Origin of the sequence: Aeromonas sp. FDAARGOS 1415 (assembly GCF_019048365.1) — a bacterium.
In the GTDB taxonomy this organism is placed as follows: Bacteria; Pseudomonadota; Gammaproteobacteria; order Enterobacterales; family Aeromonadaceae; genus Aeromonas; species Aeromonas taiwanensis.
The window spans coordinates 3,153,765-3,179,439 of record NZ_CP077363.1; the positions used below are offsets into that span (position 1 = coordinate 3,153,765).

22 protein-coding genes are annotated in these 25,675 nt (G+C 63.8%); 11 read left to right on the forward strand and 11 right to left on the reverse strand.

Annotated features, from left to right (window positions below):
* Positions 1–55: 55 nt before the first annotated feature.
* The gene (locus I6L45_RS14890) at positions 56–2,029 is read right to left on the reverse strand and encodes a siderophore amonabactin TonB-dependent receptor (RefSeq protein ID WP_216982484.1); all 1,974 of its coding nucleotides are present in this window, start codon (positions 2,027–2,029) and stop codon (positions 56–58) included.
* A gap of 59 nt (positions 2,030–2,088) precedes the next feature.
* On the reverse strand, positions 2,089–3,324 hold the full coding sequence (locus I6L45_RS14895) for an MFS transporter (protein ID WP_216982485.1): 1,236 nt from the start codon (positions 3,322–3,324) through the stop codon (positions 2,089–2,091).
* A gap of 224 nt (positions 3,325–3,548) precedes the next feature.
* Between I6L45_RS14895 and I6L45_RS14900 the strand changes: the two genes are divergently transcribed.
* Entirely contained in the window at positions 3,549–4,301 is a 753-nt protein-coding gene (locus tag I6L45_RS14900; protein ID WP_216984223.1) for a hypothetical protein, read from the forward strand.
* Positions 4,302–4,304: 3 nt separating this feature from the next.
* Here I6L45_RS14900 and I6L45_RS14905 read toward each other — a convergent pair whose 3' ends face one another.
* The 3 genes from I6L45_RS14905 to I6L45_RS14915 form a co-directional block, all read right to left on the reverse strand.
* Positions 4,305–4,766 carry a DUF2919 domain-containing protein gene (locus tag I6L45_RS14905; protein WP_216982486.1) on the reverse strand — a complete coding sequence of 154 codons (462 nt, stop codon included), beginning with the start codon at positions 4,764–4,766 and terminating at the stop codon, positions 4,305–4,307.
* A 136-nt stretch (positions 4,767–4,902) separates the two neighbouring features.
* Positions 4,903–5,850 (reverse strand): magnesium/cobalt transporter CorA, encoded by a 948-nt coding sequence (corA, locus tag I6L45_RS14910; protein ID WP_043761189.1) that lies wholly within the window; start codon positions 5,848–5,850, stop codon positions 4,903–4,905.
* A gap of 452 nt (positions 5,851–6,302) precedes the next feature.
* The gene (locus I6L45_RS14915) at positions 6,303–7,946 is read right to left on the reverse strand and encodes an electron transfer flavoprotein-ubiquinone oxidoreductase (RefSeq protein WP_216982487.1); all 1,644 of its coding nucleotides are present in this window, start codon (positions 7,944–7,946) and stop codon (positions 6,303–6,305) included.
* A gap of 126 nt (positions 7,947–8,072) precedes the next feature.
* On the opposite strand from I6L45_RS14915, the gene I6L45_RS14920 reads away from it, so the two are divergent.
* From I6L45_RS14920 to aroG, 5 genes are all read left to right on the forward strand, one after another.
* A complete protein-coding gene (locus I6L45_RS14920) occupies positions 8,073–8,822 on the forward strand; it encodes an electron transfer flavoprotein subunit beta/FixA family protein (protein WP_043761422.1) in 750 nt (249 codons plus the stop codon).
* Between the two features lie 103 nt (positions 8,823–8,925).
* The gene (locus tag I6L45_RS14925; RefSeq protein WP_134696193.1) at positions 8,926–9,855 is read left to right on the forward strand and encodes an electron transfer flavoprotein subunit alpha/FixB family protein; all 930 of its coding nucleotides are present in this window, start codon (positions 8,926–8,928) and stop codon (positions 9,853–9,855) included.
* Between the two features lie 224 nt (positions 9,856–10,079).
* Complete coding sequence (gene serC / locus I6L45_RS14930) at positions 10,080–11,168, forward strand: 3-phosphoserine/phosphohydroxythreonine transaminase (RefSeq protein WP_216982488.1); 1,089 nt, start codon at positions 10,080–10,082, stop codon at positions 11,166–11,168.
* A gap of 170 nt (positions 11,169–11,338) precedes the next feature.
* A complete protein-coding gene (gene aroA, locus I6L45_RS14935) occupies positions 11,339–12,622 on the forward strand; it encodes a 3-phosphoshikimate 1-carboxyvinyltransferase (RefSeq protein WP_043761179.1) in 1,284 nt (427 codons plus the stop codon).
* 199 nt (positions 12,623–12,821) lie between these two features.
* A complete protein-coding gene (gene aroG / locus I6L45_RS14940) occupies positions 12,822–13,877 on the forward strand; it encodes a 3-deoxy-7-phosphoheptulonate synthase AroG (protein ID WP_216982489.1) in 1,056 nt (351 codons plus the stop codon).
* A gap of 86 nt (positions 13,878–13,963) precedes the next feature.
* Here the strand turns inward: aroG and I6L45_RS14945 are convergent, their stop codons facing one another.
* Positions 13,964–14,686 carry a TerC family protein gene (locus tag I6L45_RS14945; protein WP_210548494.1) on the reverse strand — a complete coding sequence of 241 codons (723 nt, stop codon included), beginning with the start codon at positions 14,684–14,686 and terminating at the stop codon, positions 13,964–13,966.
* Positions 14,687–14,803: 117 nt separating this feature from the next.
* Between I6L45_RS14945 and I6L45_RS14950 the strand changes: the two genes are divergently transcribed.
* The 3 genes from I6L45_RS14950 (at position 14,804) to I6L45_RS14960 (ending at position 18,070) form a co-directional block, all read left to right on the forward strand.
* Positions 14,804–15,919, forward strand: a complete 1,116-nt coding sequence (locus I6L45_RS14950; protein ID WP_216982490.1) for an ATP-NAD kinase family protein — start codon at positions 14,804–14,806, stop codon at positions 15,917–15,919.
* Between the two features lie 108 nt (positions 15,920–16,027).
* A complete protein-coding gene (locus tag I6L45_RS14955; protein WP_043761173.1) occupies positions 16,028–16,306 on the forward strand; it encodes a YfcL family protein in 279 nt (92 codons plus the stop codon).
* 99 nt (positions 16,307–16,405) lie between these two features.
* Complete coding sequence (locus I6L45_RS14960) at positions 16,406–18,070, forward strand: AMP-binding protein (RefSeq protein WP_216982491.1); 1,665 nt, start codon at positions 16,406–16,408, stop codon at positions 18,068–18,070.
* 72 nt (positions 18,071–18,142) lie between these two features.
* Here I6L45_RS14960 and cdd read toward each other — a convergent pair whose 3' ends face one another.
* The 3 genes from cdd to I6L45_RS14975 all read right to left on the reverse strand — a co-directional run bounded on the left by cdd (position 18,143) and on the right by I6L45_RS14975 (position 20,301).
* A complete protein-coding gene (gene cdd, locus I6L45_RS14965) occupies positions 18,143–19,024 on the reverse strand; it encodes a cytidine deaminase (protein ID WP_216982492.1) in 882 nt (293 codons plus the stop codon).
* Between the two features lie 234 nt (positions 19,025–19,258).
* Entirely contained in the window at positions 19,259–19,945 is a 687-nt protein-coding gene (locus I6L45_RS14970) for an LrgB family protein (protein ID WP_210548496.1), read from the reverse strand.
* The gene (locus I6L45_RS14975) at positions 19,942–20,301 is read right to left on the reverse strand and encodes a CidA/LrgA family protein (RefSeq protein WP_216982493.1); all 360 of its coding nucleotides are present in this window, start codon (positions 20,299–20,301) and stop codon (positions 19,942–19,944) included. Before I6L45_RS14975 ends, I6L45_RS14970 begins: the two co-directional genes overlap by 4 nt.
* Positions 20,302–20,430: 129 nt before the next feature.
* Here I6L45_RS14975 and I6L45_RS14980 point away from each other — a divergent pair, with 129 nt between their 5' ends.
* A complete protein-coding gene (locus tag I6L45_RS14980) occupies positions 20,431–22,146 on the forward strand; it encodes a glycoside hydrolase family 36 protein (protein WP_216982494.1) in 1,716 nt (571 codons plus the stop codon).
* A gap of 75 nt (positions 22,147–22,221) precedes the next feature.
* On the opposite strand, the gene I6L45_RS14985 is transcribed toward I6L45_RS14980, so the two are convergent.
* Positions 22,222–22,704, reverse strand: a complete 483-nt coding sequence (locus I6L45_RS14985) for a hypothetical protein (RefSeq protein WP_245155493.1) — start codon at positions 22,702–22,704, stop codon at positions 22,222–22,224.
* Positions 22,705–22,875: 171 nt separating this feature from the next.
* Positions 22,876–24,291, reverse strand: a complete 1,416-nt coding sequence (sbcB, locus tag I6L45_RS14990) for an exodeoxyribonuclease I (RefSeq protein ID WP_216982495.1) — start codon at positions 24,289–24,291, stop codon at positions 22,876–22,878.
* Positions 24,292–24,479: 188 nt separating this feature from the next.
* On the opposite strand from sbcB, the gene I6L45_RS14995 reads away from it, so the two are divergent.
* The gene (locus I6L45_RS14995; RefSeq protein ID WP_216982496.1) at positions 24,480–25,673 is read left to right on the forward strand and encodes a site-specific integrase; all 1,194 of its coding nucleotides are present in this window, start codon (positions 24,480–24,482) and stop codon (positions 25,671–25,673) included.
* Positions 25,674–25,675: the final 2 nt, after the last annotated feature.

Below are 25,675 nucleotides of genomic sequence, written 5' to 3' on the forward strand. Positions count from 1 at the left end.
GAGGCAGAAACGCAAAAAGGGAGCCCCGTTGCCGGAGCTCCCGTACAGGGGGGGATTACAGCTTGTAATCGACCCCGGCGTAGACGGTACGACCTTCCAGGATGAAGTCGGCGTCGGTGGCCACCTCGTCACGCTGGGTGTTGGTGAGGTTGGTGATGCCGAGCTTGAAGTCCAGGGCCGGCGTGACGGTCCACTTGGTGTTCACGTCCAGGGTCTGGTAGTGCTTGGAGGTGAATGCCTGGGCGTTGCGGGCCGGCACCTTGATCACTTGGCTGCCCACGTACTGCCAGGCCAGGTTGGCGCTGACCAGGTCGCTCGCCTGCCAGTCCAGGCCGAGGTTGCCGGTGTGATCCGGGGTCTTGGCCAGATCGTCGCCTGTGCTCTTGTCCTCGGAGTCCAGCAGGGTCAGGTTGCCGGTCAGCTGCACGTTGTCCAGCACGTCGACCCAGCCGGTCAGCTCCAGCCCCTTGATGCGGGCCTTCTTGACGTTGAGGTAGGTCATCACGCTCGGACGGTAGCCCGGGCCCCACTGATCGCTCTGGATCAGATCCTCGATGTCGTTGTGGAAGCCGGTCACCCCGGCGCCGAAGCGATCGGCCTCGTAGGCGGTGCCGAGCTCGTAGCTGACGGCGGTTTCCGGCTTGAGCTCCGGGTTGCCGATCACCTTGCAGGCGCCGCGGCAGGCGGTGGTGGCGAAGCCTTCGCTGGACTGGGCCAGGGTCGGTGCCTTGAACGCCTTGCCGACGCCACCCTTGAGCACCCACTCGTCGGTCAGGGTGTAGAGGGCATAGGCGCGCGGGCTGAACTCGTTGCCATAGGTCTCGTGGTGGTCGAGGCGGCCGGAGAGGGTCAGGGCCAGATCGCCGAAGCCGAACTCGTCCTGCAGGTAGAGAGCGCTCTGGCTCGCATCCACGCTGCCGCTCGTGATGTTGCGGCTGTGCTCCAGCTCGGTCTTGCGCAGCTCTGCGCCTGAGGTGAGCAGGTGATCCCCGAGGTAGCCGCTGACCTGGCCATCCACGGTGTGGTTGGTCTGGGTGATGTCGGCGGCGCCACCGTTGAGCTGGGAGTCGTCCATCAGGTCGGTCTGCTCGAAGTAGTAGCGGGCCCGGCTGTCGAAGTGCTCCCAGCGGCCGTTGTGGGTGACCCCCAGGCTCAGGCGATCCAGCTTCTGCACGTTGTGGGGAGTGGCCGGTGCGGTCGCGGCGCGGGGCACGTTGTTGAAGTAGCTGTCCATGTCGTTCTGGTTGTAGCCCAGATCGAAATCGATGTCCTGGTTGTCGGCCACCAGCCACTTCAGGCTGGAGAGCACGTTGACCACTTCCCGTTTCTCCAGGGCATCGGCGTCCGGGTTGTTGGACTGATCGCTGTGCCAGCGGTCGCGCTGATAGCCTTCCACCACCACGCTGCCGAGCAGGGTATTGTCGATCAGGGCGCCGGAGACGAAGGCGCTGCCCTGGTTGGCGTCACCGCCATCCCCCTTGGTGGGCATGGTGTGGGTGTAGCCGACGGCCGCCTCGGTCTTCTCCCTGGCCTGGCGCAGGATCACGTTGACCACGCCCCCCAGGGCATCGGCACCGTACAGGGAGGAGACGGGACCGCGGATCACCTCGATGCGCTCGATGGCGGCCATGGGGATGGAGCTGAGATCGAAGTCGTTGCCGTAGGCGCTGCCCAGGGTCTCGCGGGCGTTGACCCGCTTGCCGTTCACCAGCAACAGGGTGTAGTCACCGCCCATGCCGCGGATCTTGATCTCGTTGCGACCGGTGGGGTTGGTGGCAATGATGTTGACACCCGGCACGTGCTTGAGGGCATCGCCGATGTTGTTGACGTTCATCTTGTCCAGATCGGCGCGGGTCACCACGGAGACGCTGGCCGGGGCGGAGAGCTCGGTGTGCTTGGTCTGGGTGGCGGTGACCACCACAGTCTCGTTGGCCTTGACCGATTCGGCCTGGGCCAGGCCCGGGGCGGCCATCAGGCCGAGGGAGAGCAGGATCGGGTTCAAGCGAAATACGCCATGCTGCAACTGCATTGTCAAAACTCCATGAATAAAACCGAGGTTATGGGGTTGGGCAAGGTGGGCCCGGGTGCTCACTGACTTCCTTGTCTGGCAGTGCCAGAGGCAGGATTGTTGTTATCTCTTGTGCTCTTCAGACCCCGGATGAGGAGCCAGACGCCGGCGCAGGCCAGCAGGCCGCAGGCGATGTTGGTCCAGGCCAGGGTGGCGAAGCCGTGAAGGGCGCCATGTTCGTCCGACACCAGGTATCGGGCGGAGAGCAGGCTGCCGAGCCCGGCCGCCACATTGGTGACCGTGCCCTGGAATGACATGAAGGCGGCGCGCTGATGGGGGGCCGGAATGGCCGCCGTGATCGCGAGGGTGGTGCTGGCGCGGGCCGAGCTCAGCGCCATGAAAAGGGTGAACAGCAGGTAGACGGGCAGGCCCGCCGGCAGGGCGAAGCCAAGCAGGGTGACCAGGGCCAGCAGCAGGCTGGTGATGAGGATGGCCCCCTGGGCCCGGCCGCTGTCAATCCAGCCGCCGCACAGGCGCATGGTCCCCATGCTGGCGAGGCCGCCGCACAGATAGAGGGCGGCGATCTGCTCGCGGGGGAAGGCGAGGTTGAACTGGAAATAGTTCGCAAAATGCGGGATCAGCAGGAAGTGGCCAAACATCTGCAAGCAGAGGATGACGAGGGCGCCCTGGCAGAGCGGCGAACCCAGCAGCTGGCGCAGCCCCTGGCCCTGGGGGGCGCGGCTGACCGGCAGGGACGGCAGCCAGATGGCGCAGAGCAGGGCCAGCAGCAGGCCGCAGGCGCCAAACAGCAGGAAGGGGCTCTGCCAGCCGAGCCACTGGGCCAGGGTCAGGGCGACGGGCACCACCAGGATGGCGGCCAGGGAGAAGGCCATGCCCACGTAGGCGAGGCGGCGTCCGCGCTCGCTTGGGGGGACCAGGTCCAGCACTGCCGCCATCAGGATGGCGGAGAGCGGCCCGGCCACGCAGCCTGACAGGATGAAGAGCACCAGCAGGGTCTGGCTCTCCTCTGCCCAGGCGCAGGCCATCAAGAGCACGAAGCGCAGGGTGAGCAGCGCCAGCAGGGCGGGTTTGCGATTGACCCGATCGAGCCAGGGGGCGGCGATGAGCCCCATCAGGGCCGCGGCCAGGGTGGCGCCGCCGCTGAAGTCTCCGGTCTGCTCCGGCAGCATCCCCAGGCTCGTCACCAGATCCGGCCCAAGGGGCATCACCATCATCATGCTGCCCATGGAGAGCATGTTGATCAGCAGCGCCAGATGGATGGCTGCAGGGGTGGAGACGACGGATTCTGGCTTCATCAGAGGCTGACTCGAAAAAATGAGTCCGAATTGTATCCGAGGGTTTTTGATGTGACAACAAATGATAACCATTTTTATTTGTATTGAATGATTTCTCAATGAGTCTTTCGCACGGGGCTGCTTCAGGGCCCAAAGAAGGGGCTCTCGAACCGCTCATTGCATTCGCGGTGTCATGGCCCATGATGGCAAGGTGCAACGATCACGACGAAGAGGGAGAGGTGATGATGAGAGTCTGGCGAGGGTGCTGGGTGCTTTACTGCTGCGGGCTCTGGGCACTGCCCCTGCGGGCCGAGGTGAAGGTGGTGCCTGTCTTCGAGGCCGAGGCCATGGTGCAGACCCTGAAGGAGCTGTATCCGGATCTGGGGGTGAGCGCCATGGGCAACCAGCTGGTGCTGAGCGGCAGCGCGGCTCAGTTGCAGGAGGCGGAAGCGACCCTGAACCAGCTCAACCAGCCCCCCCAGAGCCTGCTGATCGAATGGCGGGTTGACGGTGCCTCCAGCAGCGGGCAGGCGGGGTTAGGCATTGGCAACGACAATCGCAAACGCCAGTGGCTGATAGAGGGAGGGGCCCGGGATTACCAGCGCACCCAGCAGGACAACTGGCAGGTGCGCGGTCTCTCGGGGCGGCCCGTGCTGTTGCAGATGGGCTCTTATCAGCCGGTCACCTTCTACCAGTGGCAGGGGGGGCGGGTGGTAGGCATGATGCCGCTGGTGAGCGGTCTCTACGCCACCGCCACCCTGATAGGAGACAGGGTGCTGGTGGCGCTCAGCAGCGAGCAGGCGAGGCTGGAGCGGGGCAACATACGCACCGGCCAGAGCGCCACCGAGGTGAGCGGTGCGCCGGGCCAGTGGTTGACGGTGGGGGAGCTTTCCACCACCGGAGGAAATCAGGAAGCTGGGCTCTCCAATCCATCAGGCATCGGGGTGAGCCGTGACAGCGAGCGCCAGACCCTGCAGATCCGGGTCACGCGCCAGTGAACCTCAATGGGGTTGGTCCACGGCGTAGTCACGCAGCTGGCGGCTTCTTAGCAGGTACCAGAGTGCCCAGAGGCTGGCGATGAGCACCAGGGCGGTGGGCCAGCTGAACGACCAGTGTTGCACGTTGAGGCTGTGGAGCTGCATCACCAGGCCGCTCGCGGTGGAGCAGAGCAGCAGGGCGCGGCTGTGGCGCCTGAGCCAGGCACGCGGGCTTCGGGTCTGGCGATAGGTGCCACCGCAGGCGAGCAGGGCCAGCATGGCGGGCACGTCGGTCAGCAGGCTGAGGTAGAGGGTGATCCTGTCCGGGTAGAAGAGGGTCAGGATGGCGCTGCCGCTCTCGCGAGTGACGCCGGCCATCAGGAAGAGCCATACCGAGCGGGTCAGCAGCAGGGCGATGGGCCAGAACCAGATCGGCGGGCGCAGCTGGCCGTGATCGTCGTAGCGGTGTTCGGGATAGAGAGTCATGGTTGCCCGGTCTTCGCCTGGATAGTGCAAGTGGTGGGAAGGATATGGGGCGGGAGCGGGCCCTTTGCAAGGCGTGGGGGGAGAGGGGAATTAATCGGGGGGCTTAGCCCCCCAATCCGGATATCTGTTGCGGTCGTTACAGCCAGCCCCTGCGCTTGAAGAAGAGGCCGGTACCGAGGGAGGACATCACCATCAGCACCAGGGAGAGCGGATAGCCGTACTCCCAGGCGAGCTCCGGCATGCGGCCGAAGTTCATGCCGTAGATGCTGGCGATCAGGGTCGGCGGCAGGAAGATGACGGCGGCTACCGAGAAGATCTTGATCACCTTGTTCTGCTCCAGGTTGGTTACCCCCATGGAGGCCTCCAGCTGGAAGTTGATCTTGTCGAACAGGAACTGGGTGTGGGGCAGCAGGGACTCCACGTCGTGCAGCATCTCGTCGATCCACTTGTTCTGCTCGCTCGTCATGCGCTGGCGCAGGCTGCGCTTCAAGAACCGCAGGGCGCGGCGGGTATCGTGCAGGGAGAGGCGGATCTGGCCGTTGGCCTCTTCCTGGGCCATCAACTCCTTGAGCATGGGGTTGATCTGGTCCGGCTCGAAGATCTGATCGGCGGTGTTTTCCAGCGTCTTGTACCCATCCTCGATAAGGTCGGAGAGGTATTCGACCTTGAGGTTCTGCACCTCCAGCAGGATGTCCAGGGCATCTTCGACTTCCAGCCTGTCCTGGCGCATGTAGTGGCGCAACAGGCGCACCAGACCGATGTCATCCTCGCGGATGCTGATCAGCAGGTTGTTGCGCAGGGTAAAGGAGACGTGCACACCCTTGGTGTCGCGGCCGATGCGCTGGGGGAACAGGGAGTGAATGTGCAGACCGTCGGTGTCCCAGTAGAAACGGGCGGATGCCTCGATGTCATCCAGCTCTTCCTTGTCGGGGACCTCTTCCAGGAACAGGCCCGTCAACCATTCTCGCTCCGCTGTATCCGGCTTGTAGGCGTCCAGCCAGACGGTGTTGTCGGGGACGATGTCGTCCGGCCCGAGCGTGACTATGTCCAGCACCTTGTTGTTGAGAATGTAGGCGGTGATCATCTGTCCCCCCTTAAGAAGTCATGGGTAATCAGGGATGGTTGCACAGGTTCATGCGGCCTTAGATCGCACGGAAAGCGATCCCATGAAATAGCATAACGAGGCCGATGGACAACCTGAATGCGGCGAACTATACAGGGGCGGGCCTCGCTTGTCAGGGCCTATTCATCGGGGGTTCAGCCTGTTTGCTCAAAAAAGCGGCGAGGTCGGAGCAGCGGATCCGGCCCCGAAAGCGCGGATCTTTCCCTCGCTTTTCTCCACTTCCCTGGCCGCCACCATCAGCCTGCGGCGTGGTTGAGTCCAGACCCCGGGACGGCGCGGGGCCCAGTTGCTTTCACAGATTGGGATAGTTGCGGCCGAAGCCGCCCTGGGGCGAGGTCCAGACGATGTTCCGGGGCTGCGCATGCTTGACAGGGCCGACCCCCTCCCTGATGCCTCAGGCCGGCCCAGTGCTTTTACATATTGGGATAGTTGGGGCCCGAGCCGCCCTGGGGAGGCGTCCAGACGATGTTCTGGCTGGGATCCTTGATGTCGCAGGTCTTGCAGTGAATGCAGTTGGCGGCGTTGATCTGCAGCCTTGGCCGCGTCTCCCCATCCAGGATCTCGAACACCCCGGCCGGACAGTAGCGCTGGGCGGGTTCGGCCCAGGTGGGCAGGTTGACCTCGACCGGAATGCGCGCGTCCTGGAGTGTGAGGTGGCAGGGTTGATCCTCGTCGTGGCTGGTGTTGGCCAGATAGACCGAAGAGAGCTTGTCAAAGCTGAGCCGCCCGTCCGGCTTGGGATAGTCGATGGGCTCGCAGCGGCTTGCCATGCGCAGCTGGCGATAGTCCGGCTCCCGATCCTTCAGGGTGAAGGGGGAGGTGCGGGCAAAGAGGCGCTGCTCCAGCCAGTTGAAGGCACCGCCCAGCCAGGGGCCGAAGCGGTGCAGGGCCGCGCCGAAGTTGCGGGCCGCCTTCAGCTCGCTCGCCAGCCAGCTCTGGTGCAGCGCGTCATTGAATTCGGCCAGATCCCGTCCCCCCTCGTCCCCGCCGCGCAAAGCCATGGCGACCGTGCTCGCTGCCAGCATGCCGGACTTCATGGCGGTGTGGATCCCCTTGATGCGGGAGAAATCCAGGGTGCCAGCGTCGCAGCCGATGAGCAGGCCGCCGGGGAAGTGCATGCGCGGCAGGGAGTGCCAGCCCCCCTTGGCGATGGCGCGGGCGCCGTAGCTGATGCGCTCGCCCCCCTGCAGGGTCTGGGCGATCAGGGGGTGATGCTTGAGGCGCTGGAACTCGTCAAAGGGGCTGAGCCAGGGATTCTGGTAGTTGAGATCGACGATAAGGCCGACCGCCACCTGATCCTCCGCCAGGTGGTAGAGATAGAAGCCTCCCTGGCTCTTGTTGCCCCTATCCTCTCCCAGGGGCCAGCCGCTGCCGTGCAGCACCCGGCCGGGGTGGGACTGGCCGGCGGGTACCTGCCACAGCTCCTTGAACCCGATGGCGTAGTGCTGGGGCTGGATGGCGCTCTCCAGGTCGAAGCGGGCGATCAGCTGCTTGCCGAGGTGGCCGCGGGCCCCCTCGGCAAACAGGGTGTAGCGACCATATAGCGCCATGCCGGGCACGTGATCCGGCTTGGGGTTGCCCTCCTTGTCGAGGCCAAGATCGCCGGTCACCACCCCTCTTATCCTGTTCGCTTCCACGATCAGCTCGCTCGCGGCGAAGCCCGGGTAGATCTCGACGCCGAGGGCCTCGGCCTGCTTGCCGAGCCAGCGACAGAGGTTGCCGAGACTGATGATATGGCTGCCGTCGTTGTGCATGCGCGGCGGCACCGCCCAGTGGGGCAGTTGCAGGGCGCGGCTGCCGCTTTGCAGCAGATGCACCTGATCATCCGTTACCGGCACGCCGAGGGGTGCCTCCTGCCAGCTGTCCGGCAGCAGCTCCTTGAGGGCGACGGGGTCGAGCAGGGCGCCGGAGAGCAGGTGGGCGCCGATCTCGGCCCCCTTCTCCAGCAGACAGACCGAGAGGGCCGGGGCCTGCTGCTTCAATGCGATGGCGGCACTCAGGCCTGCCGGGCCGCCACCGACGATGACGACATCAAATTCCATTGCTTCGCGTTCCATCTTGCCTCTGCGCTCGACTTGGCCTAGGGTAGTGTCGGTAGTTTACGTAAACGTAAACCACTTTGTCAGCAGAAAAGTGAGTGGTGACAAAGTGGACCCACACAACAGGTACGAGGGATGACCGCCATGAAGCTGCTGGTCGCAGTCAAACGGGTCGTTGATTACAACGTCAGGATCCGGGTCAAGGGCGATGGCTCCGATGTGGAGCTCGCCAACGTGAAGATGGGCATCAACCCGTTTTGTGAAATCGCGGTGGAGGAGGGGGTCAGGCTGCGGGAAGCCGGGGTGGCGAGCGAGCTGGTGGTGGTGACCTTCGGCCCCGAGGCCGCGGCCGAGCAGCTGCGCCACGCCCTGGCCCTGGGGGCGGATCGGGCGCTGCACTATATCACCGACGAAACCCTGACTCCGCTCACTGTGGCCCGGGCCCTGCAAACGGTGTGCGGGCAGGAGCAGCCCGATCTGGTGCTGCTCGGCAAGCAGTCCATCGATTCTGACAACAACCAGGTGGGGCAGATGCTCGCGGCCCTCAATGACTGGCCCCTCGCCACCTTCGCCTCCGCTGTCAGGCTGGTGGAGGGGGAGTTGCAGGTGACTCGCGAGATAGACGGCGGCCTCGAGACCCTCGGCATGGCACTGCCTGCCGTGGTGACCGTGGACCTGCGCCTCAACGAGCCGCGCTTTGCCTCGCTCCCCAACATCATGAAGGCCAAACGCAAGCCGCTGGAGAGCCAGCCGTTTGTGGCCCTCGGGGTCGAGCCGGCCGGCCAGACCCGGCTGCTCGGGGTGATGGCCCCGCCGGTGCGCCGGGCCGGCATCAAGGTCGGCTCGGTGGACGAGCTGCTGGACAAGCTCAAGCACGAAGCCGGGGTGATCTGATGGGGACGGGCTGGAAGAGGAAACTCTCCACAGGGAACGCCGCCGTGGGCGGAACAAGGGCCCAGAGAGGGACAGGATCAATGGATGACATCAAGGTGCTGCCATGAGCGTACTCGTGATTGCGGAACATCATCAGGGGCGGATCGCCGACAACCTGGCCCAGCTGGTTACGGCGGCGGGTCTGCTGGGGGGCGAGGTGCATGTCTTGCTGCTGGGGCAGGGGCTGACGGAGGCAGGGGAGCAGGCCGCCTCCCTCGAGGGGGTGAGCCGGGTGCTCCTGGCCGAACACCCCATGCTCGCGGAAGAGTTGAACGACGGGGTCGACAAGCTGCTGGTCAGCGTGGTGCAGGACTACCGGCACTGCCTGATGGCGGCCAGCAGCCAGGGCAAGGATCTGCTACCGCGGGTGGCGGCCAGGCTCGGGGTGGAGATGATCGCCGAGGTGACCGGCATCGAGGGGCCCGACACCTTCCTGCGCCCCATCTATGCGGGCAACGCCATTGCCCGGGTGGCGAGCTCGGCCCCCATCAAGGTGCTCACCGTGCGGTCCACCGCCTTCGCCAAGGCGGCGTCCGGCAGCACACAGGCACAGATAGAGCGGCTGCCGGTGAGCGAGGTGGCGTGTCGCACCCGGCTCATCGAGCGGCGCGCGGTGCGCTCGGCACGGCCCGACCTCGCGGCGGCCCGGGTGGTAGTCTCCGGCGGACGGGCGCTCGGTTCCAGAGAGCAGTTCGCCCTGATTGACGCCCTGGCCGACAAGCTGGGGGCCGCGGTCGGCGCATCGCGGGCGGCGGTGGATGCGGGCTTTGTGGCCAACGATCTGCAGGTGGGGCAGACCGGCAAGGTGGTGGCACCCGAGCTCTACATCGCGGTCGGCATCTCGGGGGCCATCCAGCATCTGGCGGGCATGAAGGAGTCCAAGGTGATCGTCGCCATCAACAAGGACGCCGAGGCCCCCATCTTCCAGGTGGCAGACTACGGCCTGGTGGGGGATCTCTTCACCCTGCTGCCTGAGCTCACCGCCAAGCTGTAAATTTGCTACAAAGGGGCGAAGAAAGCCGTCCGTGCTGTCTCTCCCCCGTTTCCATGCATATTCTCTGCAAGCCCTGACCCGTTCAGGGCTTTTGTCTGAATGGTGCCCGGTGGCACCGGGGCAAAAGCTTGCGCCAGATCCCAAAAAGCCTTTGCCCCCACGGGGGCCTGTCGTGTAAAAACGTTCGAGTCACCGATCACACACATCCATTCACGGAAAGCGTCATGAGCAAACAGATTTACAACTTCTGCGCCGGCCCCGCCATGTTGCCGGTTGAAGTCATGGAGCGCGCCCAGCGCGAATTTTGTAATTTCCAGGGGCTGGGAGCCTCGGTCATGGAGCTGTCCCACCGCGGCAAGCCCTACATGGCGGTCGCCGAGAAGGCCGAAGCCGATCTGCGGGATCTGCTGGCGGTGCCGGACAACTACAAGGTGCTCTTCATGCACGGTGGCGGCCGCGGCCAGTTCTCCGCCGTGCCCATGAACCTGCTGGGTGGCGCCAACAAGAAGGCCGATTACCTTGTGACCGGCGTCTGGGCCCAGAGCGCCGTGGATGAGGCACAGAAATATGGTGACATCCAGACCTATCAAGGGGTTGCCAAGAACGAGCAGGGGGTCTCCCACCTGTTGCCGACCCCGGCGTTTCGCGCCGACGCGGCCTATGTGCACTACTGCCCGAACGAAACCATCGACGGCATCGAGATGTTCGACATCCCGGCCACCGGCGACGTGCCCCTGGTGGCGGATCTCTCCTCCACCATCCTCTCCCGCCCCCTCGACGTGAGCCGCTTCGGCATCCTCTATGCCGGCGCCCAGAAAAACATCGGCCCCTCGGGCCTGGCCATCGCCATCGTGCGCGACGACCTGCTGAGCCAGGCTCGTGCCGACGTGCCGTCCATCTTCGATTACCAGCTCACCGCCAAGAACGATTCCATGTTCAACACCCCGCCCACCTACGCCTGGTATCTGGCCGGCCTGGTGTTCGAGTGGCTGAAAGAGCAGGGGGGCCTGGCGGCCATGGAAGCGCGCAACAAGGAGAAGGCCGACTTCCTCTACGGCTACCTCGATCAGTCGAGCTTCTATGGCAACAAGGTGGACGCGGCCTGCCGCTCCCGCATGAACGTGCCGTTCCAGTTGAAGAACGAGGCCCTGGACAAGCTGTTCCTGGCGGAATCGGAAGCGGCCGGTCTGCTGGCGCTCAAGGGACACCGCATCGTCGGCGGCATGCGTGCCAGCCTCTACAACGCCATGCCCCTGGAAGGGGTCAAGGCGCTGGTCAGCTTCATGGATGAGTTTGCCAAACGCCACGGTTGAGGCGTGTCTCCCCATTGCCAGACGCCGGGGACTCCCCGGCGTCTGTTTTTCAGGCCTATCCTGACCCCGGCGCCCGGGTCCCGCAGTTGTGCCACCGCCGAACTTGCCGTGCGGGGCGCGGGCTGTTAACGTCCGGTCAGGTGATTTACTTGAGATCGTACAGGAAGTCTATGAATTCGTTGCGTTTGGAACCCATTTCTAGCGTGGCCGGGGTAGTCAATCTGCCTGGCTCCAAGAGTGTCTCTAACCGGGCCCTGCTGCTGGCCGCCCTGGCGCGCGGCACCACCCGGCTGACCAACCTGCTCGACAGCGATGACATCCGCCACATGCTGGCGGCGCTGACCCAGCTCGGCGTGAAGTACAAGCTCTCCGCCGACAAGACCGAGTGCACCGTGCACGGACTGGGTCGCAGCTTCGCGGTGAAAGAGCCGGTCAATCTGTTCCTCGGCAACGCCGGCACCGCCATGCGCCCCCTCTGCGCCGCCCTTTGCCTGGGCTCGGGCGAGTACACCCTGGGCGGCGAGCCGCGCATGGAAGAGCGCCCCATCGGCCATCTGGTGGATGCCTTGCGCGAAGCGGGTGCCCATATCCAGTATCTGAAGAAAGACGGCTATCCGCCCCTGGTGGTGGATGCCAAGGGTCTCTGGGGTGGTGACGTGCACGTGGACGGCTCCGTCTCCAGCCAGTTCCTGACGGCGTTTTTGATGGCGGCCCCCATGGCGGCCGGCGACACCCGCATCCACATCAAGGGTGAGCTGGTCTCCAAGCCCTACATCGACATCACCCTGCACATCATGAAGCAGTTTGGGGTGGTCATCGAACACGACGACTACAAGGTGTTCTACATCAAGGGCAACCAGACCTATGTCAGCCCGGGCGACTTCCTGGTGGAAGGGGATGCCTCCAGCGCCTCCTACTTCCTCGCGGCGGGCGCCATCAAGGGCAAGGTGCGGGTCACCGGCATCGGCAAGCACAGCATCCAGGGGGACATCCACTTCGCCGACGTGCTGGAGAAGATGGGCGCCCGCATCACCTGGGGTGACGACTTTATCGAGGCGGAGCAGGGGCCGCTCAAGGGCATCGACATGGACATGAACCACATCCCGGATGCGGCCATGACCATCGCCACCACGGCGCTGTTTGCCAAGGGGACCACCTCCATTCGCAACATCTACAACTGGCGGGTGAAGGAGACCGATCGCCTGCACGCCATGGCGACCGAGCTGCGCAAGCTGGGTGTGGAAGTGGAGGAGGGGCACGACTTCATTACCGTCACCCCGCCAGAGCAGCTCAAGCATGCGGCCATCGACACCTACAACGATCACCGCATCGCCATGTGCTTCTCCCTGGTGGCGCTGTCGGACACCCCGGTCACCATCAATGATCCGGGTTGTACCTCCAAGACCTTCCCGGACTACTTCGACAAACTGGCCAGTATCAGCCAGGCCGTTTAAGCCCGTCGGGCCCGCCTTGGTGCGGGCCTTTTCGTTTCTGCTCCCCGCCTGTCTCCCGCCCTACTAGCAGCATTGTTTAAACTTGCAAGGTCGAGTAACAAAATTCTTTTAATGATGATGTAATTTTCTATTTACACCGTCCCGGCAGAGGGCTAGATTGGGATCTCTTCATCGCAGTCATCTAGCAGGAAATCTTGTCATGCAGCATCAAACCGACGACGTACGTATCAGTGAAATCAAAGAGTTATTGCCCCCGGTTGCGGTGCTTGAGAAGTTTCCGGCGACCGAGACCGCATCAAATACCGTGTTTGAGTCCCGTCAGGCCATCCATAACATCCTGGCCGGTGAGGATCAGCGCCTGCTGGTGGTGATCGGCCCCTGCTCCATCCACGATCCGGTTGCCGCCCTGGAATACGGCAAGCGCCTCAAGGTGCTGCGCGACGAGCTGAAAGATCAGCTGGAGATCGTGATGCGGGTCTACTTCGAGAAGCCGCGCACCACGGTGGGCTGGAAGGGGCTCATCAACGACCCCTACCTCGACAACAGCTGCCAGATCAACGACGGCCTGCGCCTGGGGCGCAAGCTCTTGCTGGATCTCAACGACATGGGGCTGCCGACCGCCTCCGAATTCCTCGACATGATCACCCCGCAATACGTGGCGGATCTGATGAGCTGGGGGGCCATCGGCGCCCGTACCACCGAATCCCAGGTACACCGCGAGCTGGCCTCCGGTCTCTCCTGCCCGGTGGGCTTCAAGAACGGCACCGACGGCACCATCAAGGTGGCCATCGATGCCATCGGTGCCGCCAGCGCGCCGCACCACTTCCTGTCGGTGACCAAGTACGGTCACTCCGCCATCGTCTCGACCGCCGGCAACCCGGACTGTCACATCATCCTGCGCGGTGGCCGCGAGCCGAACTACAGCGCAGCCCACGTGGGTGAGGTGGTGAAGGGGTTGGAGAAGGCCGGTCTGCCCCAGAAGGTGATGATCGACTTCAGCCACGCCAACAGCAGCAAGCAGTTCAAGAACCAGATGCTGGTGGCCGAGGACGTGGCCGGTCAGCTGCGCGCCGGCAGCAAGGCGGTGTTCGGCGTCATGGTGGAGAGCCATCTGGTGGAAGGGCGTCAGGATCTGGTGGAAGGGTGCGAACTCACCTTCGGTCAGAGCATCACCGATGCCTGCATCGGCTGGGCCGATACCGAAGTGTTGCTGCGCAACCTGGCCGATGCGGTGGCCACCCGCAACGCACTCTGAGCCTATGGGCGGTGCGCCCAGGCAATGAACACAATAAAAAAGCGCGACCCGGGGTCGCGCTTTTTGTTGGCTCTTGAAGAGGGGGCTTACTTGGCCCGCTCCTGGTGGCCACGCAGGCGGATGTTGATCATCTCCACCACCAGCGAGAAGGCCATGGCGAAGTAGATGTAACCCTTCGGAATGTGCAGATCAAGCCCCTCGGCCATCAAGGCGACCCCGACCAGGATGAGGAAGGAGAGGGCCAGCATCTTGATGGTGGGGTGGGTGTCGACGAAATCGCCGATCGCCTTGGCGGCAAACATCATGACGCCCACGGCGATGACGATGGCCAGCACCATGACGGGCACGTGATCCGCCATGCCGACCGCGGTGATGACGGAGTCCAGGCTGAAGATGATGTCGAGGATGGCGATCTGCACCAGGGTCGACAGGAAGCCGGCGGTCTTGCTCACCGTGCTCTGCTCATCGGCGGCCCCTTCCAGGCTCTGGTGGATCTCGTGGGTACTCTTGGCGATGAGGAACAGGCCCCCCACCAGCAGGATCAGGTCCCGTCCCGAGATGGCTTCCCCCAGCACGCTGAACAGCGGCTCGGTGAGGCGCATCACCCAGGCCAGGGAGAGCAGCAGCAGGATGCGGGTACCCATGGCGAGGCCGAGTCCCAGGATGCGCGCCTTCTGGCGTTGTGCTTCCGGCAGTCGCCCCACCAGGATGGAGATGAAGATGATGTTGTCGATACCCAGCACGATCTCGAGCAGGGTCAGGGTGGCGAGCGCGACCCAGGCGGAGGGGTCCGCAATCCATTCCAGCATGATTGAACCTTGGTTGAACATTGGTTGAGGTTGAAGTCGCGCATTTTAGCAGGGGGTCATGCCTTGTCCCAGTGGCGGGAAAAGATAAAAATGGTGACCAGTCAACGGGAGGACAACATGTTTCGATTAGGGCTTATCATCAACCCCATCGCCGGTATCGGCGGGGCCGTCGGTCTCAAGGGCAGCGACGGCATGGTGGCCGAAGCGCTGGCACGAGGGGGCGTGGCCAGGTCTCGGGAGCGGGCCCGTCAGGCGCTGGCGCCCCTGTGCGAGCTGACCACGCCGTTCGAGCTGCTGACGGTGGCCGGGGAGATGGGGGCCGACCTTGCCGCCGAGCTGGCGCTGCCCCACCGCATCGTTCATCAACCCGCCGCAGTGCAGACGAGCGCCGAGGACACCCGTGCCGCCGCCCTGGCCCTGCGCGATGCCGGGGTGGATCTGCTGCTCTTTGCCGGCGGCGACGGCACAGCCCGTGACATCTGCGCCGCCGTGGGGGAGTCCTGCCATGTGCTCGGCATTCCGGCGGGGTGCAAGATCCACTCCGGGGTCTATGGGGTGACGCCGGCGGCGAGCGGCCGGGTGGCGGCCAGGATGATCGCCGGCGAGCTCCTGAGCCTGGTGGATGCGGAGGTGATGGACATCGACGAAGAGGCGTTTCGGGCAGGCAAGGTCCGTGCCCGCCATTACGGCCAGCTCCTGGTGCCCGGGGATCTGCGCTATGTACAGGCGGTCAAGCAGGGGGGCAAGGAGTCCGAGGAGCTGGTGCTGGCGGATCTCGCCGCCGGCGTGGTGGAGCAGATGGAACCCGATACCCTCTACCTGATGGGGTCGGGGAGCACGGTGGCGGCCTGCATGGCGGAGCTCGGTCTCGAAAATACATTGCTCGGTGTGGATCTGGTGGAAAATGGCCGGCTTATCGGGCAGGATCTGTCCGCCGCCGAGATCCTGACCCGGATCCGCGGCCGTCGCTGCCGGCTGATCATCACCCTGATCGGCGGTCAGGGACATCTGTTCGGGCGCGGAAATCAGCAATTGAGTCCAGACGTGATCCGGGCCGTCGGGCGAGAGCATATCCAGGTGCTCGCCACCAAGACCAAGCTGGCGGCACTAGAAGGCCGTCCACTGCTGGTGGATACCGACGATCCTGCACTGAACCGGTCGTTAAGTGGTTATCTGCGCATAACCACGGGATACAAGGACCAGGTCATCTACCCGGTGGCCAACCCGGAATAGGACATCAAGGATGCGGCTGGCCTGGCGCCAGAGAGCCGCGATCAACCGGATCGCGGTTCCACTCCCCCGAATTTTTTGCCGGCAACCCCGGAAATGAGGCTGCGTTAAATGACGATTCACGATTTTGAACACAAGTTGTTGGGACTGATCGACGCCATGGTCGCCACGGCCAGCGAAGACGAACTGTTTGCGGGCGGCTATCTGCGTGGCCATATCTCGCTGGCGGTCGCCCGGGCCGAGCTGGAGGGCAAGACCCTGGTGCGGGACGTGAAGAGCTATGTGCTGCGCAGCCTGAACGAGGCCATCCTGCAGGGAGAGCTCTCGGAGCAGGACGAGGCCCTGGTGCAGGAGATGTGGAAGCGTCTGCAGCAAGAGGCGGAAGCTTGATCCCATTCGCAGTTCAAACACAAGTTTAAGTATTCTGCTTCCCTGAGTGTTATCAAAAGGTTAATAATGAGGCTCGCCTTTTGTTTCAGGGATTAAACCATGGCCTCCTCCTCACGCATTGCCACCAGACTGCCGCTCGAGATGCTCTATCACTGGGAGCGGCAGTGTCCCGACCGAATCTATCTTCGTCAGACCATTCACCGCGAATACGTCGACTTCACTTGGGGTGAGGTCGCCGACGAGGCGCGGCGCATGGTGGCGGCACTGCGTGCGCTGGGACTGGTCTCCGGCGACAAGGTAGCCCTGCTCTCCAAGAACTGTGCCCAGTGGTTCATCGCCGATCTGGCGATGCAGATGGGGGGCTACGTGAGCGTTCCCATCTATCCCACCGCCAACGTCGACACCATAGAGTACGTGCTGCGCCACAGCGAGGCGAAGGCGATCTTCGTGGGCAAGCTGGACGACTGGAAGAGCCAGGAGGCGGGGGTGCCCGGCGATCTGCTGCGCATCGCCTTGCCCTATGAGACCATGCCGGCGGCGCACCAGTGGGACGATCTGCTGGCGCAATACGACCCCATTCCGGATAGCCCGGTGCAGGCGCCGGATGCCCTGCTGAGCCTGGTCTACACCTCCGGCAGCACCGGCAAGCCCAAGGGGGCCATGCTGAGCGTGGAGCGCTACGCCTGGTCTTGCGAGAAGCTGGTGGAGGCGGTTGCCCTCACGGCGGAGGATCGCGGTTTCTCCTACCTGCCGCTCGCCCATATCACGGAGCGGGTCTACATCTACGGCGGCAGCCTGTTCAGCGGCGCCACCATCGCCTTCCCCGAGTCCCTCGACACCTTCATCGAGGACGTCAAACGCTGCCGGCCCACCGTCTTCATCTCGGTGCCGCGGCTCTGGGCCATGTTCCGCATCAAGATCCACGAGAAGCTGCCCCAGAAGAAGCTGGCGCTGCTGCTCAAGATCCCCCTCGTCTCCGGCCTCATCAAACGCAAGCTGCAGCAGGGGCTGGGGCTGGATCAGGCGCGGGTGCTGGGCTGCGGCTCGGCCCCCGTGGCCCCGGCGTTGCTGGAGTGGTACCACAGCATCGGCCTCGAGATCACCGAGGCCTGGGGCATGACCGAGAACCACGCCTTCTCCACCCTGAACTTCCCGTTTAGGGTCGACAAGATTGGCACCGTCGGCAAGGCGGGGCCCGGGGTGACCATTCGCATCTCCGACGAGGGGGAGATCCTCTGTCGCTGCGAGGGCATGATGGTGGGTTATTACAAGGATCCCGAGCACAGCCGCGAGGCCATCGACGCCGACGGCTGGCTCCATACCGGCGACATGGGCAAGCTGGACAGGGAGGGCTACCTCACCATCACCGGCCGCATGAAGGACGTCTTCAAGACCGCCAAGGGCAAGTACGTGGCCCCGGTGCCCATCGAGGGGATGCTCGGGCAGGAGCCCATCATCGAGCAGCTGTGCGTCATCGGCTACGGCATGCCGCAGCCGGTCGCCCTGGTGCAGCTTGCCGAGAGCGCCATGAAGGCCGACAGGGCCGGGGTGGACGCCCAGCTGGAGAGCGCCCTCAATCGGGTCAACGACAAGCTGGAGTCCCATGCCCGCCTGCGCGGCATCCTGGTGGTCAAGACGCCCTGGAACATCGAGAACGGGGTGCTGACCCCCACCATGAAGATCCGTCGCCACCTGCTGGAGCAGAAGTATGCGGACATCGGCGAGCGCTGGTCAGGCAGTCAACGCATTCTGTGGGAGTCCTGAGAGGGGACTGGGTTGCAAGACAGATGAAAAAGGGGAGCCGATGGCTCCCCTTTTTATGGTCGTTGCACGGCGTTAGACGGCGTTGTATTCCAGTTCGACCGAGCCCAGGGCCCTCAGGGTGGACTGGGCGGAGTCCCGTTGGCTGATCTGGCCATCCTTGCTCTCCAGCAGCACGGCGCGGCGGACGGTGGCGAGATCCTCGCCATTCAGCACCGCATGGGCGCAGGCCATCTGCATGGGGGGGAGGCTCGGGTTGAAGGCGGCGTTCTCGGCGTAGCGACCGCAGAAAATGCGGCCATCTTCGAACTGCAGCGCCACCGCGGCATAGCCCTGACTGTAGGGGGCATAGCTCTGGCGGGCGGCGGCGAGGGCGGCCTGCCACAGGGGATCGTCGCTCTCGAGCACCAGCTCGTCGTGGGCCTGCGGGCTCATCAGGGCGTCCGTGATCTCGAGATCGGCGGGGCCGAAGGAGTGAGGCAGGAAGGCCTGCAGCTCGCTCAGGTCGTCCGGCAGGGAGACCTTGAGCGTCTTGGCGGTGCTCAGCTCGTTCATGAACTGGCGGCAGTGGCCGCAGGGGGTGTAGTTCACGGTGATCTCGGAGATCCCGGTCTCGCCGTCGAGCCAGGCGTTGGAGATGGCGGACTGCTCGGCGTGCACCGAGTGGAACAGCCCCTGGCCTGCGAACTCCATATTGGCGCCAAAGTACCAGGTGCCGCTCAGGCCGCAGGCGATGGCACCGACGAAGAATTTGGAGATGGGGGCGACCGAGCAGGCGGCCGCCAGCGGCAGCAGGGCCAGGCGCAGGGCCCTGTCATCCAGCCCGGTGGCGGCTTTCAGGGTCGCCACCTGTGCGGGGGTGAAACGGGCCTGGAAATCGTCCCCCAGCATGGGGCGCAGGGCGTCCTGGAGTGGGGCAGAAAGGGTCTCGAATGGCTTGGCAAAGCGGGGATGCATACTGTGTCCTCAAAGGCCAATTGGGGGGCCATTGTAGGGAGCAAGCGCGGTGAAATGTGTGAGCGCGCTCACGCCTTGATGGGCAAAGGGCCGGGGATGGTAAAGGAAACGTTTGTCTTTCGCAATCTGTGCGCGGGCTCGCAGCGTGACGGGACCGTCGGTGTCGCCTGGGTATGATTGAAGAGGGAAGGAAGGTGCCATGGCCCAGAGGGCCATGGCCGGGTGTGCCGAGGCTCAGGTCAGCCAGTGGTAGAGGGCGAACAGCAGGGGGGCGACGGCGGCGGTCAGCACGCCGCACACCACCATGGCGAGCGACGAGAAGGCCCCCTGGGTGATCCCCTGTTCGGCGGAGGCGGCGGTGCCGATGGCGTGGGCGCAGGCCCCCATGGCGAGCCCCTGGGCTTCGGGGTCGGTCACCCGCATCAGCCGTAGCAGGGGAAAGCCCACCAGGGCCCCCAGGATCCCCACCACCACCACCACGGCGGCGGCGATGGCGGGAATGCCGCCGAGGGACTGGCTGACGCTCATGGCGAGCGGGGTGGTGATGGATTTGGTGGCGATGGAGGCCAGCAGGGCCGGATCCGCCCCCATCAGGTGCCCTATGCCCAGGGTGGTGCAGACCGAGATGAACACCGCGCTGAGGGTGCAGATCAGAATAGGCTTGAGCTTGTCCCGGATCTGGCGCGCCTGCTGGTAGAGGGGCAGGGCCAGGGCCACCACGGCCGGCTCCAGCAGGGCGGTGAGGGGGGCAGTGCCCCCTTGGTACTGATCCAGCGGCAGATCCAGCCAGAGCAGCAGGCCGATGATGGCGGCGGTGGGGATCAGCACGGGGTTGATGACGGGCCAGGGCAGGCGACGATAGAGGGCCCGGGTCATGAAATAGAGCGTCAGGGTCAGGGGCAGGGCAAACCAGAACATCATGGCTTGTTCATCCTTTGATAGAGGTGGCCGACCGCACCCAGAATGAGCACGATGCCGAGCACGACGCAGAGCATGATGAGGCCGAAGGATTGGCGCAGGGGCTCGAGCCAGGCCACCAGGCCGACCGCCACCGGCACGAACAGCACCCCCATGTGGCGCAGCAGCAGGCCGCCCCCCAGCTCGACCCAGGAGAAACGGATCAGCTGCAGGGAGAGCAGCACGAACAGCAGCAGCATGCCGAGGATGCTGCCGGGGAAGGCGAAAGGCAGGATGGCGGCCAGGGCCTTGCCCGCCAGCAGGCAGGCGATGATGACCAGAAAATCACGAAGGTAGAGCAGAGTGCGTCGGAGCAGCACGGGGGCCTCATCTTGGCAACTGTGAGCGAGGTCGCAGTTTAACAGGCACGGGGGGCACGGAACAGGGTCAACTGGCCCGCAGGGGATACAATGGCGCTTCCCGTCGTTCCCCCACAAGTAGGAGATCCCATGTCGTACCCCTCTCTCCTGGCCAGGCTGCGCCAGCTGCCCGCCGATCCCGCCCTCTCTCCCCAGCTGCTGCAGACCCGCCAGTGGGACGGCCCCCTGTGCCGGGTGAGGCTCGACAACACCGGGAGCACACCAGCGCCGGTACACCACTGGCGGCTGTTCGAGGGGGTTCTCGGCCTCTCGCCCGCCGCCGCCATCTATGGCGAGGGGTTCCAGATGCTGGCCCAGACCATGGGCAGCTGGCAATCGCCGCAGCCGGTGGGGCGCTGCCCCGATGCCGGTGTCTATCGCATCACCGAGGACGAGGGCTATCACACCGTCCACAACCTCTTGCTGGTGGAACAGGAGGGGGGCTGGCTGCTCCTGGCGTTTGCGAGCTGCCACCGCTTTGGCGGCGAGTTTCGCCTCTACCCGGATGGTCGCCTGGCCATAGTGATGAACACCGAGGGGCGGGTGCTGGCACCACAGGCGCACTGGCAGAGCGAGGCGCTGATCTGCCTGGAGGGGCCAGACAGGGAGGCCCTGCTGGCCGAACTGGCCCGCCTCATCGAGAGGGAGCACGGCACCCTGGTGGACCAGATGGCGGCGCGTCCGAGCGGCTGGTGCTCCTGGTATCACTACTATGCCCAGGTGAGCGCGGACGACATTCGCGAAAACCTGGCGGTGCGGGCCGAGCGCTTCCCCGTCCTGCGCTACGTGCAGATAGACGACGGCTATCAGGCCAGGATGGGGGACTGGCTCACCCCGTCTCCCAAGTTCGAGGAGGGGGTGGCGGCCCTTGCCCGGGAGATCCGCACCGCCGGCTGCGAGCCCGCGCTCTGGGTCGCCCCCTTTATCGCCGAGCCCGGCTCGCAAGTGTTCCAGCAGCACCCGGAGTGGTTCGTAAAGGGGGAGGACGGCCTGCCGCTCCCCTCGGAGCGGGTCACCTATGGCGGCTGGCGCTGCACCCCCTGGTACGTGCTGGACGGTACCCACCCCGAGGTGCAGGCGCACTTCGAGCAGCTGTTCCGTACCCTGCGCGAGCAGTGGGGCATCCACTACTTCAAGCTGGACGCCAACTTCTGGGGGGCCATCCACGGCGGCCGCTTCCACGACCCTGACGCCACCCGGGTGGAGGCCTATCGCCGGGGCATGGCCGCCATCCTGCGCGGTGCCGGGAAGGGGGTCTTCCTGCTCGGTTGCAACGCGCCCATCTGGCCGAGCCTCGGCCTGGTGCATGGCATGCGGGTGAGCGATGACGTGGAGCGCCATGGCCCGCGTTTTCGCCAGATAGCGAGGGAAGCGTTCTGCCGTGCCTGGCAGAACGACCGGCTCTGGGCGCTGGATCCCGACTGCGTCTGCCTGCGGGATATTCCTGGCCAGCACGCCAGCCGCGCGGACTACGACTTCCACCTGGCCGCCCTGGTGGCGAGCGGGGGCATGGTGCTGGCCGGCGACAGGCTGCAGGATCTGGACGAGAGTCAGGGCGGGAGGCTGCGCAAGCTGCTGGCCCTGTGCGAGGGGCGTGCCCCGGCGGCCCGCTTCGACGACATGGGCTTTGCGCGCGGGCGGGTGGCCCTGCCCGGGGGCGGCGAGTTGCTCTGCCTGTTCAATTGGGGCGAGCAGGAGGCCCGGGTCGCGCTGCCGGCGGGGGGCGCGGATTTCTGGAATGACGCCCCCCTGGGAGAGGCGCTGGTGCTGCAGGCGGGCCAGGGGCGAGTGATCCGCTACGGTTGATCCTCCCTCGCCAAAAACGACAAGGCTCCCATCGGGAGCCTTGTCGTATGCAGGGAGCTAGCTGGGCGTGCTTCGTTAGAAGTGCCACTCCACGCCGACGGCGTAGTTGGCGGAGCCGTAGCCCGGTATCTCGTTGCTGGAGGCCAGCGCCTTGACGGTCAGGCGGTTGCTGAGGGGAATGCCGAGCCCCATGCCGATGGCGATGGCATCGCTCTGATCCCCCATCATGTCGACCCGCAGGGTGCGGTAGAGGGAGAGATCCTGGCTCATCTGGGCATAGATCTGGGACGACTTGTTGTAGAGCTGGCCGAACACCTCCATCTGGAAGCCGTTCTGCGGCGTGATGGCGAGGGGGATGCCGGCGAAGCGGTAGAGATCCGAGTGGTTGAAGTAACTGTTGGTGATCTGGGGGGTGAAGTCGGTCTGCTGGTAGAGGGTGTTGAAATTGCGTTCGATGAGCTGATAGGTCTGCTCCGGCAGACGCAGCAGATAGTCCGGCACCTCGAAACGCACACCGGCCTGGGCGAGCGAAGGCAGCAAGGCAGCGGCGGCAAGCATGACAGCAGGCAGTGCTAAACGCATAAGACGAGAGATCCCCAACAGTCGAGAGCACGGCATCCATGCCGATAGCGCGAATAATTATCAAACTATCAGGAGCATAGGCTCCCTGCTCATTATGTCGTGCCCGCGGGGCGGGCACAGGAGTTTAACTGTGAAACGGCTCACATCTCACAGATCTTCCAGGTAGTGGTAGAGACTCTTTAGAATCGCAAAGTTTCGTTCGTTACCCTGATTCTGCTCTGCCAGCGCCTCGAGGCGGGGAGCGTAGTCGGGCAGGCGGCTGCTGAAGTAGTCGCTGCAGTGCAGGCGCCAGCGCTTCTGCTCCGCCTCGCTCAGGGTGTGGGGCCAGTTGCGGGCACGGTAGCGGAACAGCATCTCGGGCAGACGGGGGTCACTGAAGGCAAACTCCCGCTCCCCCAGCAGATCCGGCGGCGTGGCGCGCACCAGATCCATGGTGGCCTTGTCGCCGTGACCGAAGAAACCGGCGTAGAGCTGGGTATCGGGGTCGCTCTCGTTGTTGCCCGCAAACTCCTGGTTGAACACCTCCACCAGCTTTTCCCGCACCTCGGGGTGGGCGCGCAGCAGATCCAGGCTCTTGCGGCACTGCTCCCGATTGATGCCGAGCTCGTCGGCGCGCTCCGCCGTCAGGGTGGCCGCCGGGGCCAGCACGGGGCACTTGTTGATGTGCACCAGCTTCACCGGAATGCCCGCCAGATCCCCCAGCTCCTCTTTTTTGGTGTAGAGGCGCTCTCTGATCTCCTCGCAGGACAGCTCGATGAGCGGGGTGGGGTCGCGGGTGAGATCCACCATGATCACCGCGTTCTGGTTGGTGGGGTGCCAGGCCAGCGGTGACACCCAGCTTGCGCAGCCCTGCCAGGGGGAGAACATGCCGGAGACGTGCACCAGGGGTTTCATGGTCACCACGTCGATGAGCGCCTTGACCTTGTTCTTGTTGCGAAGGTCAAACAGATACCCGAACAGCTTGGGCTGGGCCTTTTTCACCAGTTTGGCCATCTCTATGGTGGCCAGGACGTCGGAGAGCGCATCGTGGGCGTTGGCGTGAGATACGCCGTTGGCGACGGTGAGCTTCTCCAGCCTGAAACTCGGCTTGCCCTCCTCGTCAAAGGCCCACTCTATCCCCTCAGGGCGCAGGGCATAGCAGGCCCGCAGCATGTCGAGGATGTCCCAGCGGGAGTTGCCGTTCTGCCAGGCGTAGGCGTAGGGGTCGTAGAAGTTGCGATACAGGGTATAGCGGGTCACCTCGTCATCGAAACGGATGCTGTTGTAGCCGAGCACACAAGTACCCGGGGTGGCGAACTCCCCGTGGATCTGGCGGATGAAATCCGCCTCGCACAGCCCGTCCTTCATCGCCTTCTGCGGCGTGATACCGGTGATGAGACAGGCCTCCGGCTCCGGCAGATAGTCCGCCGGCGGCTTGCAGTAGATGACCAGCGGCTCGCCGATGACGTTGAAATCCGCGTCGGTGCGAATGCCCGCGAACTGCGCCGGTCTGTCTCTGGCCGGGCTGATGCCGAAGGTTTCGTAGTCGTGGAAATAGAAGGTAGGCTTTGTCTGCTGGCTCATTTCGTGGTTCTGAATTGTGTTTATATGCTTGAAAAACAAGTCGTTATACGGAGTGTTATCTCAGATTGTCTCACTTTGTCCGATCTTGATTCAGTCCGTTTCAGACCAGTTTGGTACGTATCTGTGTACACGTCTGGGCGCGTTAATGTGTCAGTGAAAAATCAGATGGCCAATCACAGGAGAGTCATATGCCACTTACTGATGCGAAGCTACGTGCCCTGTATGGTAAGCCCTACTTTGGTAAGACGGAATTGTCAGATCGTGATGGATTGTCAGCTCGGGTCACCGAGCGTGGCACCATCTCATGGCAATATCGCTATCGCTGGCAAGGAAAAGCGGCGAGACTCAAAATTGGACGCTATCCCGACCTTAAACTCGCTGATGCCAGGGCTTTGATTCCTGCTATCCGTGGTGCACTTGAGCGTAATGAACATCCCAGAGTTTTCTGGGATAAGCTCCACCAGAAGCATGATGTCACACTTAAACAGTGCTGCGAGCATTTTCGTGAGCACCATCTGCCCAAGCTGCGGCCTCGTACGGTCATGCTCTATGAGCATACCATGCAGCGCTATTTCGAACCTCTGTTTATTGGTATTCCGGTTGAACAGATCCCGTTTTCCAGCTGGCTGGAGTGGTTTGATAAAATTGGCAAGAAAAAGCCCAAAAATGCCGGTCATTTATTACGCAGGTTAAAGTCCATTCTTAGTTTTTGTATTCGGCGTAATCTCATTGGCGGCTCCCCGGTGTTGCAATTACGCACGGAGGATGTGGGTTCTCAACCTGAGAGAGGTACTCGTGTGCTGACCATGCGTGAACTCGCTCAGATTTGGATTGCATTTGAACAGAGCAGGGCCAGCTGCGGATTAAAATTGGCCGCCAAACTGGTGATCCTGCTGGGCTGTCGCAGTGGCGAGGCATTGGGGGCGCAGTGGAGTGAGTTTAATCTGGAGGAGCAAATTTGGACGGTTCCCGCTGCTCGAGCCAAAAGCGGGGCGCCAATACGTCGGCCTATTCCTACCCGGGTGATGATGTTGTTGCAAGAAGCGGCGGCGAAATCTCGGCTAAAGGGCGGCCCAGTATGTCGCTCACCTGTGAATCCAAAAATGTCATTAAGTAGTGCGTCTCTTATCCAGCTTGCAGAGCGGGTGCGAGATAAACTGGATCTTCCGTATTGGCGTATGCACGATATGCGTCGGACGCTGAGTACGCGTCTATCGGAAGAGCGCATCATGCCACAGGTAACCGAGAAAATGCTTGGTCACAGGATGGCCGGTGTCATGGCCATCTACAATCTTCATGATTGGACCAATGAGCAACGTGAGGCATATGAGTTATGGGATAAAAAATTAATGGAGGCAGTGAAATCCTTTCAGGAAATGTAAAT